We start from the raw sequence: 12,756 nt of genomic DNA, 5'->3' as shown, positions 1-12,756 counted from the left end.
GCCGGCCGCCCTGTTCGGGTGGCCGGCTTTCGTGTTGTCGGGTCAGCGGCCGTAAACGGCCAGCGGTTCCCCGAGGGGGTAGACGGCCGTGGCGTACTTGACGTGCTGGTACAGCTCCATCGGGTCGGAGTCTTCGGCGTCGAACCAGCGGTCGGTCTTGTTGGGGCTCCAGTTCTTGGCTTCGGCGTCGTCACGCCAGATGACCTTGAACTCGGTGTCGCCGTTCTGGACGACGAGACGGGTTCCGTCCTCGGGTTCGGTCAGCATCTCGGCCACGGTCTCTTCGGTGTGCATGCGGTCTCCGCTCTGTTGGGTGTTGGTTCCGGCGTTGCCGGTCAGTCCTTCTTGCTGGTGGCGATGGCCAGGATCTTGTCCGCCCACGCCAGCAGCCGGGCACGGCGGTCCGACTCGACCAGCCGAAGGGCGCTACCGCCGGCGGCGTTGTACTCGGCGAGCGCGGTTTCGGCGGCCCGGATCCGGTCCCACGTGTCGGGGTCACCGGCGTCGGCGACCCACAGGTGTTTCGCGATCCGCTCCCGGGCGTCCGGGGTCACCACCGGCAGGGTAGTGCCGAGCCGCTGCGGCATGGCGTCGTGGGCCCGTTCCATGGCCTGGTCGAGGCCGGCGGCGGACGCCACCGTGTGGCAGGTTTCGGCGACGTACCCGCCGACCAGGGCGCGCAGGGTGGGGTCCGGGATCAGCACCCACGGGCCGTTCTCGATGGCGCCGATGATGGTCTCGCTGGCTTCGGCCAGCCGTTCGGCGTCGGTCAGGTCAGCCACAGAGGACCACCACCAGGATGCCGCCTGCGACGCACGTTGTCATCGTGACTGCGACCCGGAACGGGGTGTCACCGCACCACGAAATGGCCGCGTGCAGCCAACTCAGGGGCGGATACCTGTAGGGCCAGGAAGGCAACCTCGGGGTCTTCAGTAGGACACTTTCGGGCGCGACCGGTGTACCGGCTACCGGACGCTGTCGGCGTGCGGCGCCCCGGTCTGCCTCACGGAGCAGGGCCATGGTTCGCGCGTTCGCCGGGTTGCCGCCTCCCGCGAGGTACAGATCGACGGCTGGCCCCACGCCAACTTCAGGGTTGTCGGCCTCTTCTCGGCCGTCCCGTGCTGATGGCGCGTACGCCGACGCGAGCGCCTGAACCTCGTTGGGGTCGAGCGTCCGCCCAGAAGGCAGGACGACGCTCGCCCCATGGAGGAAGTTAGCGCCGGCCAACATCCTGAGGGCAGCTACGTCGGCCGGGTCGAGGTAGTCAGTCATCGTCACCGCTCCGGTTCGTTGATGGCGGCGAGGAGCTTCCGGGCGGCCTCCCGGTAGTCGGCCACCTGCAACTCGGACACGTTGCCCATGTCCCAGCGGTGGGCGGCGTCGTGGGTGTCGGTGTCCCAGTCGCGGACGTACAGGTGCCGGGCGACCATGTCGGTGTCGGGGCCGGGGTCAAATGCCACCACGGTTTCGGTGCACACCCCGTGCTGGTTCCATGCCCGGATGGCGATCCGGTCGTCACGGGCGGGGCCGTCGTCGGGTAGCCCACCGGTGATGTCGACCCGGGTCATGTTCCGGCGCCGGTCGGTGTCGGCGTGATACCGGGCCCACGCCGCCTGCTCGGTGACATCGCCGTCGGAGGCGTAGGCGGCCATCCCGAACTGGACGAGGATGCCGGGTTTCAGTCGGACGGTGAAGCCGGCCGCGTCGGGCTGCTTCCACACGTCAACGGCGTTCAGGGCGAGACCAACGGTGACCTCCGGCGGGCTGTCCTCGTAGGTGTACCTCTTGGTGAGGGTGATGCGGCGGCCGTGGGCGAGGAAGCTCCGGACCCGGGTGGTGAGTGGTGCGATCGTGTCGAGGGCGACCATGGCGGTGAGGTGGTCGCGTTGGGTGAGGATCCGGTCGGTGCTCACCGGCTCGTGTCCAGCGTGTCTGCCTGCTGGAGCAGTTCGGCGGCCTGCCTGCGGAGCCGGTTTGCCTCGGCGCGACGGGCGTCCCGCTCCTTCCGGTACGCGGCGACGTCGTCGAGCCTCGGGGCGACACCGTCCCGCTGCGACTGGCCGCACATGAACGCGTCGTTCTGAACCTGCTTCACCCCGAGCAGTTCGAAGGCGCGCTCCTCGGCAAGGTGCGAGTCGCCGACGGTGTCGGGGTCGACCTGGCCGTCTACGTACAGGGCGGCCCACCCGTCCGCGTAGTGGATCTCCATTTTGGGTCGGTCGGTCATGGGTGCCTCCTCGGGTAGTGGGGTCCGGACGGTGTCGGCAGGGTGTCGTCGGCGGCGGCGGCCCGGCATTCGGCGGCGTACCGGTCGAGGGCTTCGGCGTCGGCTTCGAGACCAGGCACCGGATCGGGGATCAGCCGGCCGCGGCGGCGCATCTCGGCGGCACCGTCGGCGGCTGCTTTGGCGAGCTGGGTCAGGACGCGGGTGCGGGCCTGGGCCAGCAGGCCGGCGAACGTGTCGGGCGCGACCATGGTTGTCAGGGTTGGGGTGGCGTACCCGGGGCGCTGGTCAACCACGGTGGTCACGCTCCTGCTGGGCGCCGAACCACCGGGCGGCGAGGAAGAGGACCACGCCGATCAGAGCGGTGATGAGCTCGACCGTGCGCGGGGTGGTGCCGAAGAGGACGATCGTGAGGGCGGCGACCCCGGCCCAGAAGCACACCTCGGCGAGCCGGCGGCGGGTGGTGTTAGCCATTGGTCACCGCCCGGTGTGCCCGGTCCCGGAACGTGTTGAGCAGGTTCCGGAGTGATTCCGGGGCGTCCGGCATGGTGACGGCCAGTTCGAGAAGGACCCCTGCGGCGACTTTCTCGATGTCGCGGAGCGCCCCGGTCAGCCGGTCGACGTCGTCGGCGAGCCGGGGCACGTCCTGCGCCGAGGCGATGGCGGTTGCCAGGGTCCGCTTGCTGATCTGCTCCGCGTCCGGGCGCGTGAAGGCGTAATCGTCTTCGGATACGGCCATCAACTCGGCGACCGCCACCCGGAACGCCTCGCTGCGGGTCCGGACCTTCGTGGTGTCAGCCACGTCCGGCCTCCATTTCCTTGGCGACGTCGTCGAAGTCGAACGCCCGCCCGTCGCGGACGTGCCGCCACCCGTGGATGAGCCGGGCGTCCATACCGGGAAGGAATTCGCTGCGCCGGCTGACGATCTCGACCTTGGTCGCACCGAACGCGATCCGCGTCGGCGCGTTCAGGGTGTCGAGGTAGGTAGCCATGCTGTCAGCGACCACCGCCGCGTGCTCCTCGTTCTCGGCCGTGGTGGTCTTCACCTTCCCGTCGGCGAAGGTGACGTTCACGGCCCATTCGGTGGGCAGGGAAACAGCGCCGGTGCCGGCGGCCCGGACGAGGCGGGCGGCGGTGACAAGGTCGTCCACGGTGACCGGCACGTCCCACTGGCCGAGCCACGCGGCGTCGATGAGCGCCTGGACGGCCGGGTCGGGGTGGGTCTGGTCCGGGTTGTGCGGGTCCTGGTCGGACACGAGGCTCCTCCTCAGATGCTCGGGTTGGTAGTCGGCTCGGGCTCGGTCAGGACTCCGCCGTCGGCGACAGCATTGGCGGCCCACTCGTCGTCGTACTCGGTGCCGTTCTCCGAGGTCCACGGGAACGGTTCCCGGTCGGAGTCGTGGGTCTTTTTCACCGTCATCCCGTCGTGCTCGATGACGGATCCAACCGGCAGGGCTGCGGTCCAGTACGGCCTGGGCATGGTCAGCCCTGCTGCGCCGTGGCGGCTTTGACCTGGGCGGTGAGCTGGTCCGCCTCCGCTGCGGTCGTCGCCAGTTGGTCGAGGTGCATGTTCGCCACCGCCCACAACACGTCGTGCTGGATGCTGCCGGCGATGGTCACGTGCGACGGCACACCGGGGGTGGGTACGGAGTCGATTCGGCCGGCGGCCCGTTCGATGTCGTCGGCGAGGTCCCGCAGCCGGGCGGCAGTTCGGGTGACCTGTGTTCTGAACCGGTCCCGGGTGAACTCGGCGTGCATGGTGAGCGCGGCCATCTCGGCGGCGGTCGTTTCGGGCATGGTCAGTTCTCCTGTCGCAGTAGTCCGGCCTCAGCCAGCTCGGCGGCGATCTGCTCGGCGGTCGTCCACGACTGGACGCACTGCAACACGTTTGCGGCCTGCTCCTGCACCGGCAGGCTGCTGCGCCCCGGTTCGCCGCCGGCCAGCAGACCGCAGACGTACAACTGGCGGGCCATGCCCTCGGCCCGGTCACGGACCTTGAACGTGCCGTCGATGTGCGGCTCGATGACGTCGGCGACACGGGCCAGGACGTTGGTGCTCTGGACGGTCACGGTCAGCTCCCCTCGGACGCACGCTGGAAGTCGTCAGCAACGAACACCGTCGGCTCGCCCCAACCCCCTTCAAGGCGGCCGATCCGACGTGGGGTGCCGCCGGGCTGCATCGCCACGACACCGTCGCCGGGGTGGCCGAGGAGCGGCATCACGAGCACAGCCGGTTCGGCCAAGAGTCCGGCGTCGATGAGGGCGTTGAGCTCGTTCCCCATCGCCGTCCGGAATTCGGGGTCGCGTGGCGGGTGGTGCGGGAAGCCCCGCTCGGCGAGCACCTGCACCGCGTGGGCTTTGCTCGTAGCGGCGACGAGGACGCGTGCCTGCCGAGTGTGGGATGGCAGGTTGAGGGCGTCGCCGGTCGGGGTGTCGATAAACCCGTGGTTGCCGAGCGTGAAGACTTTCAGCTTGGACATGGTCACTTCCCCTCGGCCACACGCCGGGCGTTGGCCATGTCGGTGGTGGTCTGCGGCGTCCCGCCGCCGTTAACGAGCAGGTAGACCTCGGCCTCCTGCTCGACGCTGGCAAGGCGACCCTCGGCGCAGGGCAGCACGCATCGGTTCTCGGCGAACCGGCGGCCGACCTCGGTGAGGCCGGTGAACCTGACGTGCGGGCCGTCGTCGGTGTCCTCCGTGGTGGCGACGTGTTTGGCGGGGAACCACGAGGCTGGCACGCGCAGCTCGCCACCGAACCAGGCGACGGCGGTGAGGATCCGCTGCTTCCCGTCGATGACCGCGTACACGTACCCGGTTCCCTCGCGGTCCTGCGGGTTGGCGCGGGCCCAGTCCGGCGACGTGCGGTCGTTGATGACGACCGCCGGGATCGGCAGGCCCATCAGCCACGAGCGAACCAGTCCCATGCGCTGACTTTCGCTCCAGACGGAGCCGCGCTGGTATGGGGCGTCGAGGAGTATGTTGCCCCGCTCGACGTTGCGCACGAAGAAGTCCGCGAACCGGTTGGTGACATTCAGCGACAGGTGGGTCAGCGGGGCGGTCGTCTGGCGGGTCACGTCGCTTACTCCTGCCCGGTGATGGCGGCGCGGATCGCGTCGCGGAGTTCCATCGCCCGGTCGGTGAGCCCGGCGTCCTTGCTGCATTCGGCGCCGTACTCGGTGACCATCGCCATGACCGCCTCCACGTCGACCGGCGTTGTCGCCACCGGCTCCGGCCCGTCGGTGACCCACCGGGTTGCCGATACCTGCTGCCCGGAGTTCGTCTTGCTGATCCGAACGGTGTCCCACCCGTTGGCCAGGTAGTCGGCTTTGACCTGCTCGGGGTCCAGGTCGCTGTTGCGTGCGATGGCGGTGGAGGTGTGCTGCGACCGCTTCCCGATGCGTTCCGGGTGGACCGGCACGACCGCGCCGCCGACGACGGTTCCGGTGTTCGACATGACGCCGAGGAACTGTTCAGCGTTCATGCGGACCCGGACCAACGCCTGTCCCGACATGCGGTCGGTGACGCCGAGCTCGGCAATGCCTGCGTCGTCCAGGTTCGACGTGGGGTAGCTGAGTTGGATGAGGACGTCGCCGGGTTCGGCGTCGGAGGTGTAGATCTTCGGATCTACCGGTGGAGTCGTCATGTCGGGTTCTCCGGTGTTCGTTGGGGTCCTGCTTTGGTGGGCCGTCAGGGATTCGAACCCTGCTGGTGCGCCGGTACGGCCCGGTTGAGCATGTAGGTGGGCGAAGTGGGGGTCAGTCGCGGAAGCAGGCGAAGTCGAAGGTGACGTCCCCGCCGTCGGCGTCGAGGACCGCGATGTTGGTGATGTTCCCGGTACGGGCATTGCTGGCCATGACGACCTTGCCGATCCGCTCGACCCCGGCCGCGTCGAGCACGCGAACGACGTCCTGGCCGCAGTGGGTGTACCGGAGGGTGTACTCGATCGCCGGCCCGAGGTCGGTGCCGGTGACGTAGCCGGGGATCTGCTCGGCGCACTCGGACCAGGTGGGCCGGGTGTGGGTGGTGATGACGGTGGCGATGCCCTGAACGATGTCGGCGATAGGACCGTCGGTGCTGCGCGCGCTGTAGGCGATGAGGCGGCGGTTCAGGGTGGTGGCCTGCATGGTGTCCTCCGGTGTACCTCGGTAGCGGTTACATCTATCAAGTTACACACGCGTACCACGTGAGGCAAGAGCATCTATCAAGTTCCTTGAACCGCTCCCCCGGCTAGACCGCCGGCATCCCGTAGATCGCCACCAACTTTGCCTCCACCTGCTCGGTGGTGAGCCCCCGGCGGATGTTGCCCGTCGCCACGTCGGCCGGGTCGTCGGACAGCACCTCGAACCTGAACGGGGCGGTGTCGTCGTTGATGACCGTCACCATCCGGTTGTTCGGGAACTCGTACCGCCACCCGAACGTGGTGGGCTGCCGGAACTGCTCCAGGTTCTCGAACGTGGTCCGCTCCGCGATGACCTCGTCCACAGCGGCCAGCGAGTCACGGAGGGTGGCGCCGGTGGCCTCCCGGAACAGGGCCGCAGCGTGAACGCGGCGGCCGGCGGGGTTGTCCGGGTCGGCCTCGTCGTACGCGGCCAGGGCGAGGGTCAGGGTGTCGGACATGCTGGTCTCCTTCACGGTCGGGTCAGTTCGTGCGGCGGCCAAGGGCGGCCACCAGCGCATCAGCGGCGGCAACCATCGCGTCTTGCAGGGCGGTTCGGGTGGCGAACAGGGTCAGGGCGCTGATCGTGTGGTGCCGGTTGATCAGCTCGTTCTGCCTGGCCGTGGCCCGCATCCCGCGCAGCCACGTCAGCCCGCGTTCGGACCGGGCGATGAGGAGCACGGCGACGATCTCGGCTGCGAGCTGGTCGCAGAGGACCGCTTCCACGCCGCGACCAGCGAGAGCGTTGGTCGCGGCGGTGGTAGCGGCTTCACGGGCGGCGTCGAGTCGGGTCGGCATTCTGGCTGTCCTCGTCAGTCGGTGGAGACGCCGAGGACCCGGCCGGCGTAGAACGCGGCCGAGGTGTTCGTGTTCGGGTTCGGGTCGTACCGGGCGGCGATCAGGTGGAGAATCGCGTCCTCCTGCCGGACGTGGAACTGGCCGGTGCGCTTCCCGCCAACGAGGGACGCCCAGTACACGCCGCTGTCCCGGGTGGCGACCTCCACCAGGTAGTCGCCGCTGAGGTTGATGACCTCGGTGACCTGGTCCCGGCCGCGGTTCTTGCCGAGGACGATTTCCGCGATGCGTCGGCGTTCCTCGCCCCGCTCACGCAGCTCGTCGAGGGCGGCTTCCTTCTGGCGTTCGATGAACGTCATGGGCCGGTCGGTGTCGGTCATCTCGGTCTCCCAGGCGGGTGGTCGGGTCAGTGGCTGCGGCGGTGCCGAAGCTGCCACAGGCAGTCGGGGCAGTTCACCTTGTGGTCCAGGTCGTTGATGGTGGAGTCCTGGTCCGGGTCGTTGGTGACGATGTACATGCTCCGGCCGCAGTAGGTGGCCTGGTCGCCGGCAAGCCTGAGGTGCAGGACGGTGAGGGGCGAGCAGACGATGCAGAGGCCCCGGGCGCGGCCCTGCGGTTGGTTGGTGGCCTGGCAGTCGCCACAGGTCGGGACGGTGGTCTTGCGGGCCATCTCGGGTTCTCCTCTGCGCTGACCTTGGTCGTGGCCCCCGCTCCCCAGGGACACCACATGGGGTCCGCAGTCTCCCCGGTACTGGTTGGGGCTGTGACCCCTCAACCGGGTGAGTCCCCCAGGAGCGGGGGCCGTTCTGGAGTTTTGATCAGCGTCCGTAGAAGTGGCGGCGTTCGCGGCGCAGGTCGTTGCGCAGCCGGCGCTCGTTGTCCAGGGCCGCGAGGTGCATGTCCGTGAGTTCGGAGCTGCGTTGCTCGGCCGCCTGTGCCGGCATCTGCTCTGGGGTCTTGCTTCCGGCGGCGAGCAGTTCCCGGAGCGCCTTGAGGCTGCGCGCCCCGAGGTAGCTTGCGTTCCAGTAGGAGCGGCTACGGCCTTCGGCGTTGAGGAACCGGCCGGTGCCGAGTGCGGTGTCGATGATGAGTGCGCGTCCGTCGGCGGCGACGAGGTGGTGGCGGTAGCGGCCGTTGGTCGCGCCGTGTTCGGTGATCTCGAACCCGGCGTCGAGGGCGGTGTTGATGGCCTTGGTGCCGGTGGTGGCCTTTGGGGCGGTGCGTGTGGTGGCCATCTTGCCCTCCGCGCGTTCGGCATCACTTACATCTATCAAGTTACGGTACCGTCAAGCTGAACGCAATACATCTACCGAGTTTTTGGAATCCGACCGCTTCCAGCCGAACTACCGGCGGGGCGCCACGGCGTACGGCCGCCACGGCGGGCACCCGTACGCCGGCATGTGCACGACATGCTCCCCCTGGCAGCCGGCGCAGCGCATGACCTTGCACCCGTACGGGCAGGTCGACAACCGCACCTCCTCCAACTCGGCCGGCTGGCACGGGTGGACAACGAGCGGGGTCACCGGCGGGGCGGCGGGCAACGTCTCAACGAGCATCGGTACTCCTCAGTCGATCAGATGGGTTGGGTCGATCGCGGCCAACAGCCGCGCGCCGGTCAGCCCGCCGCCTCGATCTCGGCGGCCACGAACCGGTGCAACGCCAACGCCGTGTCGCGCACGGCCGTGTACCCGGTCGACGGCGGCAGGTCCACAACACCGAGTTGCCCGCACGTGCCGGCGCTCACGAACGTGATCCGGTACCCGTCAGCCCCGACCGCGACCATGACCCCGGTGGTGTCGTGCTGGAGGTTCGGGCCGTACGGGGTGAACCCTTCCGGTACGAGCAGGTCCCGCATGGCCTGGGCGTTGCTGTCGACGAGCAGGGTGAACAGTTCGCTCTGGGTTGCCGGTGTCGTGGGCATCTTGGGTTCCTCGATTCGTCAGGTGGGTTGGGTCGAGATTGGCCAGCATCTTGGCGCCGACCGCCACGGTGATGTCCCCGAGCCGCTGCGCGCCGGCCACGGTCATGTCGCGGGCGAGGGCGTCCCGGACCACCGCTTTGGTGGCGGCTTCGATCGCGTCGGGGAGGCTGCGACCGGCGACCCAGGCGAGGAGGATGGCGCGTTCGGCCGCCTGGAGTATTGGCCCCGGTAGGGCATTGAGGTCGATCGGTCGCATGGTGGTCCCCCTTGGTCGGGTTGGCGCAGGTCGGGGGCGGACCGGCGCAGGTCAGGATTTGGTGGCGTTCACCCGGGCGCGCAGCCGGTCGTAGTCGCGCATCAGCGGTGCCTCAACCTCGGCCGCGTCGATCAGCCGCAAACCCTCGGCCCGCCGTCCCGCCCTGAAGGCGATCAGGGCCTGGTCAAGCACGGCCTCGGCCCGCTTGTGACGTTCGGTTTCGCGGGCGACGAGTTCGGCGGCACTCACCCGGCCGGCGGTCAGGATGTTGGGGTTCGCGTCCAGGTGCGCGCCCACGGCCGCCATCAGCTCGTCGAGGTTGTATCGGTGGTGGAGGTGCTTCAGGTAGCCCTCGGAGACGTACCGTTCACAGTCCCACCGGCTGAAAACCGCAGCAGGTTGCGGCCCGTACCAGCAGGCCGCGTAGTCCTCGGCGGCCTGGGCGACCATGGCCAGTTCGACAAGCGTGAGCATGCCGCTCTCCTCTCTCCTGCTCTACGCGGGCGGGTTACCGGCAGATCGCCCACGGGGTGACGACCAGGTGGTACAGCCCGTCGTAGTCCCGGGCCGGGTCGACGGCCTCGGCGGCGTCGAGCCAGTACAGGGCCTCGGGCTGCTTGCCGGCGAGGAGCGCGGTACCGGCGCGGTGGATGTGTGCGGTGCTGCGGGCGGTCCGCTCCTCGGTACTGATCTGCTCGGTCGGCTGGATCGGGAGCGGGAACCGAAGGGCCTGCGCGGTGACCTTGCGGACGGTCGCCCACGCAGCGGCCTCGGCGTATGTGGCGTCAGCAGGGGTTGCGGCGTTCTCGACGGCACCGGTGCCGTACTCCTCCAGGAGGATCAGCGCGTCGTTGATGACGCCGCAGATCTCATCCTCCTGGGTGTGGTGCATGGGGGTGACGCGGGCCCAGCGGCACAGGGCGGACTCGACGCGTTCCATGCGGTCGACGTCGCGTTCGGTGAGGGCGGTGACGGAGATGTGGTCGAAGGTGGTGCCGTTGGCGCCGCTGTAGGTGGTGGCGGTGGTGGCGGTGGTCATCTTCGTCTCCTTGGTTGGGCAACCCGACTGCCTTACATCTACCAAGTTACCGCACGAAGGACTCAAGCGCTAGTACATCTATCAAGTTTCGCCACGAAAAACGCCCCCGCGATCACGAGGGCGCTCCCGTCAGGACTTCAGGACTTGACGCGCGGCTTCGACGACCGCCCCGACGGCTTCCGCAGCGGCCATCCAGACATGGCCGCCTTGAAAGCCTCCCACCCCTTCGCCGCCGCATCCGCCATCGCTGACCGGAACTCCGGGTCCTCAACGATGTGAGTCGTTCCCTCGTGCTGCACCAGGTCGGCCGCGAACGAGTCGATAGCCCTGGCCGTGTCGCCGGCCAGGTAGATGTCAAGGGCGTGGCCAGCCGCCCAATCCAGGTACTCGCGTGGGGACGCATTTACTGGCGGCTTCGGCGGCTTCGGCGGCTTTGGCGGCTGCAACCCCTGCGCCTCCGCCCGGGTGATTCCGCTCGGCCCGCCGATTCCGTCACCAACCTGCCGCCGCGGGTGCCGGCCGAACCAGGCCAGGATCTCGTCTCGCCTCTCCGCCTTCCAGTACACCCGCCGTCCAGCCCGCTTCTCCTCCGGTGCCGGGAACGGGTCGTCGGCCCACTTGCCCCGCTTCTTGGCTGCGCCGCGCTTCCCGCCGACCTCTTCCTGTGACTGGTAGAGGTGGTCGGTGATGGTCTTCTCTTGTACGCCGCCGAGCGCGGCGACATCTTCCAACCAGAGCACGTCGGCGAGTTCGAGTTGCCGTTCGGCAGCGACTGCTTCGGCGTCGACCACGGGGGGTGGCATGTGCCGCTTGAACCAGGCGGTGACCGTCCGGCCCCGGCCCTTGGCCCACCAGGGGGCGTTGCCGAGGTAGGAGTCCGGCCCCACGAACGGGTCGTCCTCGTATTTGCCGCCCGGCCGTGATTCCCGAACCAGCTCGGTGATCTTGGTTTCGGTGACTGGCACCCCCCATACCTCTGTGCCGATGGCGGCCAGGTCGGTCCGGGTCAGAAACGGAACTTCGGGCATGCGGGCGGCTCCGGGTCCAGGGTTGCGGTAGGCGATACCCGGACCAGGATATGTCAACGTGGTTGTCACGGCGCTTCACCTCCTCGGTGATCAGCGGGCGGGTCGGTCGACTCCGGTGCCCGTTCGGCCGCAGCGATCAGACCGGCCCACGCCTGCACCTGCTCGTCGGGCACCGCCGCCACGTACGCCTCGGGATTCGCCCCCCGGGTCACACGGTGACCGAATTCGGTGAGCGTGGACGGGGTGCCATCCGTCGGGGTGGTGGCCCAGCGCTTACGCCTGATCCCGGCCAGCACCTCCGGGCGCCCCATCGCCGGGGTGAGGACACCGCGGTTGGCGACGGCGCGGAGCATGGCGGCGAGTTCAGCCCTGCCAGGTGGGCGGGCGTCACCCGGGGGGGCCCAGTGGGCGCTGGGGTCGGTCATGGAAGCTCCTCAGGTGAGTAGTGGGATGGTCAACGGGTCCGGAGCCGGCCGGACATGGTGCTGGCGTCCAGGTCGACGCGGGCGCCCGAGATCTCGATGTCGCCCGACATGGACCGGGCGCGCAGTGCGCACTCGACCGCCGCGACCACGGTGATCCGGCCGGACATGGTTTCGGCCCGGCCGTCGCCGTACAGGGCGCGGATGTCGATGTGACCCGACATGGTGTGCAGGTCCGGGGTGGTCACGGCGTCGATCCGGATGTGCCCGGACATGGTGCGGACCTGTGCCCGGTCCAGGCTGCCGGTCGTTTCCACTCGGGCGTCGGTCGTCTCCGCGAGCAACGACGACCCGACGGGGAGCTTGGCCTCGATAAAGATCGGGCTGCCGCCGATCACGACGGCCCCGCCGCCGATGACAACGCTCCCGTTGCCGGTGGAGATCACCCCGTAGTTGTTCCCGGCGATCATGACGCCGCCACCGGTGTTGAACATGTTCCGCTGGACACCGCCGCTTTGGATGACGACTCCGCCGCTGCCGCCGCCGGCCGTGTCGACGCCGACCGCGATCTTCGTGCCGCTGTCGTTGATGCGGGCGGCGTTGACCGCGTTGGCCGAGGTCCCGTCGTTGTCGGCGGTGGCGATGGTGATGACGGCGTGGGTGCGGTCTTCGACGGTTACGGTGATGGCACCGCTGGCGAGTCGGGCGTCCAGGGTGATGGGTCCGGGATGTTCGGCGGTGTGGGTTTTGGTTGTGGTCACAGGGTTCGGCTCCTCGTCGCTAGGTCGGTCGGACTACCTCATATCTATCAATCTACGGCATGGGGCAGAGATCCGGCAATCTCATCTACCGAGTTTGCCCCCTAGTCGGGCGCACAGAAGGGGGGCCAGGTAGCCCGGCCCCCCTTCTCAGCCAGC

Annotated in this window: 28 protein-coding genes; 1 reads left to right on the top strand and 27 read right to left on the bottom strand. The window is 68.9% G+C overall.

Going from position 1 to position 12,756, the window contains the following annotated elements:
* Positions 1-42: 42 nt before the first annotated feature.
* The 22 genes from BDK92_RS35650 to BDK92_RS35540 form a co-directional block, all read right to left on the bottom strand.
* Positions 43-294 carry a hypothetical protein gene (locus tag BDK92_RS35650; protein WP_121160683.1) on the bottom strand — a complete coding sequence of 84 codons (252 nt, stop codon included), beginning with the start codon at positions 292-294 and terminating at the stop codon, positions 43-45.
* 41 nt (positions 295-335) lie between these two features.
* Positions 336-782 (bottom strand): hypothetical protein, encoded by a 447-nt coding sequence (locus tag BDK92_RS35645; RefSeq protein ID WP_121160682.1) that lies wholly within the window; start codon positions 780-782, stop codon positions 336-338.
* A gap of 492 nt (positions 783-1,274) precedes the next feature.
* The gene (locus BDK92_RS35635) at positions 1,275-1,913 is read right to left on the bottom strand and encodes a hypothetical protein (RefSeq protein WP_121160680.1); all 639 of its coding nucleotides are present in this window, start codon (positions 1,911-1,913) and stop codon (positions 1,275-1,277) included.
* Positions 1,910-2,227: a hypothetical protein gene (locus BDK92_RS35630; RefSeq protein ID WP_121160679.1), complete on the bottom strand. Its 318-nt coding sequence runs from the start codon at positions 2,225-2,227 to the stop codon at positions 1,910-1,912. The genes BDK92_RS35635 and BDK92_RS35630 overlap by 4 nt, the downstream gene beginning before the upstream one ends.
* Positions 2,224-2,529 carry a hypothetical protein gene (locus BDK92_RS35625; RefSeq protein WP_121160678.1) on the bottom strand — a complete coding sequence of 102 codons (306 nt, stop codon included), beginning with the start codon at positions 2,527-2,529 and terminating at the stop codon, positions 2,224-2,226. The genes BDK92_RS35630 and BDK92_RS35625 overlap by 4 nt, the downstream gene beginning before the upstream one ends.
* Complete coding sequence (locus BDK92_RS35620; RefSeq protein ID WP_121160677.1) at positions 2,513-2,698, bottom strand: hypothetical protein; 186 nt, start codon at positions 2,696-2,698, stop codon at positions 2,513-2,515. Before BDK92_RS35620 ends, BDK92_RS35625 begins: the two co-directional genes overlap by 17 nt.
* On the bottom strand, positions 2,691-3,026 hold the full coding sequence (locus BDK92_RS35615; RefSeq protein WP_121160676.1) for a hypothetical protein: 336 nt from the start codon (positions 3,024-3,026) through the stop codon (positions 2,691-2,693). The genes BDK92_RS35620 and BDK92_RS35615 overlap by 8 nt, the downstream gene beginning before the upstream one ends.
* Positions 3,019-3,480, bottom strand: coding sequence for a hypothetical protein (locus BDK92_RS35610; RefSeq protein ID WP_121160675.1), 462 nt, complete (start codon positions 3,478-3,480; stop codon positions 3,019-3,021). The genes BDK92_RS35615 and BDK92_RS35610 overlap by 8 nt, the downstream gene beginning before the upstream one ends.
* Before the next feature lie 11 nt (positions 3,481-3,491).
* The gene (locus BDK92_RS35605) at positions 3,492-3,704 is read right to left on the bottom strand and encodes a hypothetical protein (RefSeq protein WP_121160674.1); all 213 of its coding nucleotides are present in this window, start codon (positions 3,702-3,704) and stop codon (positions 3,492-3,494) included.
* A gap of 2 nt (positions 3,705-3,706) precedes the next feature.
* Positions 3,707-4,021, bottom strand: coding sequence for a hypothetical protein (locus BDK92_RS35600; protein WP_121160673.1), 315 nt, complete (start codon positions 4,019-4,021; stop codon positions 3,707-3,709).
* 2 nt (positions 4,022-4,023) lie between these two features.
* A complete protein-coding gene (locus tag BDK92_RS35595) occupies positions 4,024-4,293 on the bottom strand; it encodes a hypothetical protein (RefSeq protein ID WP_121160672.1) in 270 nt (89 codons plus the stop codon).
* Positions 4,294-4,295: 2 nt separating this feature from the next.
* Positions 4,296-4,709 (bottom strand): hypothetical protein, encoded by a 414-nt coding sequence (locus BDK92_RS35590; RefSeq protein WP_121160671.1) that lies wholly within the window; start codon positions 4,707-4,709, stop codon positions 4,296-4,298.
* Positions 4,706-5,296, bottom strand: a complete 591-nt coding sequence (locus tag BDK92_RS35585) for a DUF262 domain-containing protein (RefSeq protein ID WP_170208810.1) — start codon at positions 5,294-5,296, stop codon at positions 4,706-4,708. Before BDK92_RS35585 ends, BDK92_RS35590 begins: the two co-directional genes overlap by 4 nt.
* A gap of 5 nt (positions 5,297-5,301) precedes the next feature.
* Complete coding sequence (locus BDK92_RS35580; RefSeq protein WP_121160669.1) at positions 5,302-5,865, bottom strand: hypothetical protein; 564 nt, start codon at positions 5,863-5,865, stop codon at positions 5,302-5,304.
* 112 nt (positions 5,866-5,977) lie between these two features.
* Positions 5,978-6,346 carry a hypothetical protein gene (locus BDK92_RS35575; protein ID WP_121160668.1) on the bottom strand — a complete coding sequence of 123 codons (369 nt, stop codon included), beginning with the start codon at positions 6,344-6,346 and terminating at the stop codon, positions 5,978-5,980.
* A gap of 103 nt (positions 6,347-6,449) precedes the next feature.
* On the bottom strand, positions 6,450-6,839 hold the full coding sequence (locus BDK92_RS35570) for a hypothetical protein (RefSeq protein WP_147457231.1): 390 nt from the start codon (positions 6,837-6,839) through the stop codon (positions 6,450-6,452).
* A 22-nt stretch (positions 6,840-6,861) separates the two neighbouring features.
* Positions 6,862-7,176, bottom strand: coding sequence for a hypothetical protein (locus tag BDK92_RS35565; RefSeq protein ID WP_121160666.1), 315 nt, complete (start codon positions 7,174-7,176; stop codon positions 6,862-6,864).
* Between the two features lie 14 nt (positions 7,177-7,190).
* On the bottom strand, positions 7,191-7,553 hold the full coding sequence (locus BDK92_RS35560) for a hypothetical protein (protein WP_121160665.1): 363 nt from the start codon (positions 7,551-7,553) through the stop codon (positions 7,191-7,193).
* A 26-nt stretch (positions 7,554-7,579) separates the two neighbouring features.
* The gene (locus BDK92_RS35555; RefSeq protein ID WP_121160664.1) at positions 7,580-7,843 is read right to left on the bottom strand and encodes a hypothetical protein; all 264 of its coding nucleotides are present in this window, start codon (positions 7,841-7,843) and stop codon (positions 7,580-7,582) included.
* 148 nt (positions 7,844-7,991) lie between these two features.
* Positions 7,992-8,408 (bottom strand): hypothetical protein, encoded by a 417-nt coding sequence (locus tag BDK92_RS35550; RefSeq protein WP_121160663.1) that lies wholly within the window; start codon positions 8,406-8,408, stop codon positions 7,992-7,994.
* Between the two features lie 108 nt (positions 8,409-8,516).
* Positions 8,517-8,729 carry a hypothetical protein gene (locus BDK92_RS35545; protein ID WP_121160662.1) on the bottom strand — a complete coding sequence of 71 codons (213 nt, stop codon included), beginning with the start codon at positions 8,727-8,729 and terminating at the stop codon, positions 8,517-8,519.
* A gap of 59 nt (positions 8,730-8,788) precedes the next feature.
* A complete protein-coding gene (locus tag BDK92_RS35540; protein WP_121160661.1) occupies positions 8,789-9,094 on the bottom strand; it encodes a hypothetical protein in 306 nt (101 codons plus the stop codon).
* Here BDK92_RS35540 and BDK92_RS35535 point away from each other — a divergent pair.
* Positions 9,087-9,326 carry a hypothetical protein gene (locus BDK92_RS35535; RefSeq protein WP_147457230.1) on the top strand — a complete coding sequence of 80 codons (240 nt, stop codon included), beginning with the start codon at positions 9,087-9,089 and terminating at the stop codon, positions 9,324-9,326. The two genes, BDK92_RS35540 and BDK92_RS35535, sit on opposite strands and share 8 nt — an antisense overlap.
* 75 nt (positions 9,327-9,401) lie before the next feature.
* Here BDK92_RS35535 and BDK92_RS35530 read toward each other — a convergent pair whose 3' ends face one another.
* The 5 genes from BDK92_RS35530 to BDK92_RS35510 all read right to left on the bottom strand — a co-directional run bounded on the left by BDK92_RS35530 (position 9,402) and on the right by BDK92_RS35510 (position 12,600).
* Positions 9,402-9,824 carry a hypothetical protein gene (locus BDK92_RS35530; RefSeq protein WP_121160659.1) on the bottom strand — a complete coding sequence of 141 codons (423 nt, stop codon included), beginning with the start codon at positions 9,822-9,824 and terminating at the stop codon, positions 9,402-9,404.
* A 34-nt stretch (positions 9,825-9,858) separates the two neighbouring features.
* Positions 9,859-10,389, bottom strand: a complete 531-nt coding sequence (locus BDK92_RS35525) for a hypothetical protein (protein WP_121160658.1) — start codon at positions 10,387-10,389, stop codon at positions 9,859-9,861.
* A gap of 137 nt (positions 10,390-10,526) precedes the next feature.
* Positions 10,527-11,354 (bottom strand): hypothetical protein, encoded by an 828-nt coding sequence (locus tag BDK92_RS35520; protein ID WP_147457229.1) that lies wholly within the window; start codon positions 11,352-11,354, stop codon positions 10,527-10,529.
* A 128-nt stretch (positions 11,355-11,482) separates the two neighbouring features.
* Entirely contained in the window at positions 11,483-11,842 is a 360-nt protein-coding gene (locus tag BDK92_RS35515; RefSeq protein WP_147457228.1) for a ParB N-terminal domain-containing protein, read from the bottom strand.
* 29 nt (positions 11,843-11,871) lie between these two features.
* The gene (locus BDK92_RS35510) at positions 11,872-12,600 is read right to left on the bottom strand and encodes a DUF4097 family beta strand repeat-containing protein (RefSeq protein ID WP_121160655.1); all 729 of its coding nucleotides are present in this window, start codon (positions 12,598-12,600) and stop codon (positions 11,872-11,874) included.
* Positions 12,601-12,756 lie beyond the last annotated feature (156 nt).

The organism is Micromonospora pisi, assembly GCF_003633685.1.
GTDB lineage: Bacteria > Actinomycetota > Actinomycetes > Mycobacteriales > Micromonosporaceae > Micromonospora_G > Micromonospora_G pisi.
Note: the sequence above shows the minus strand (reverse complement) of the source record. Positions and strands in the feature narration are given on the sequence as shown.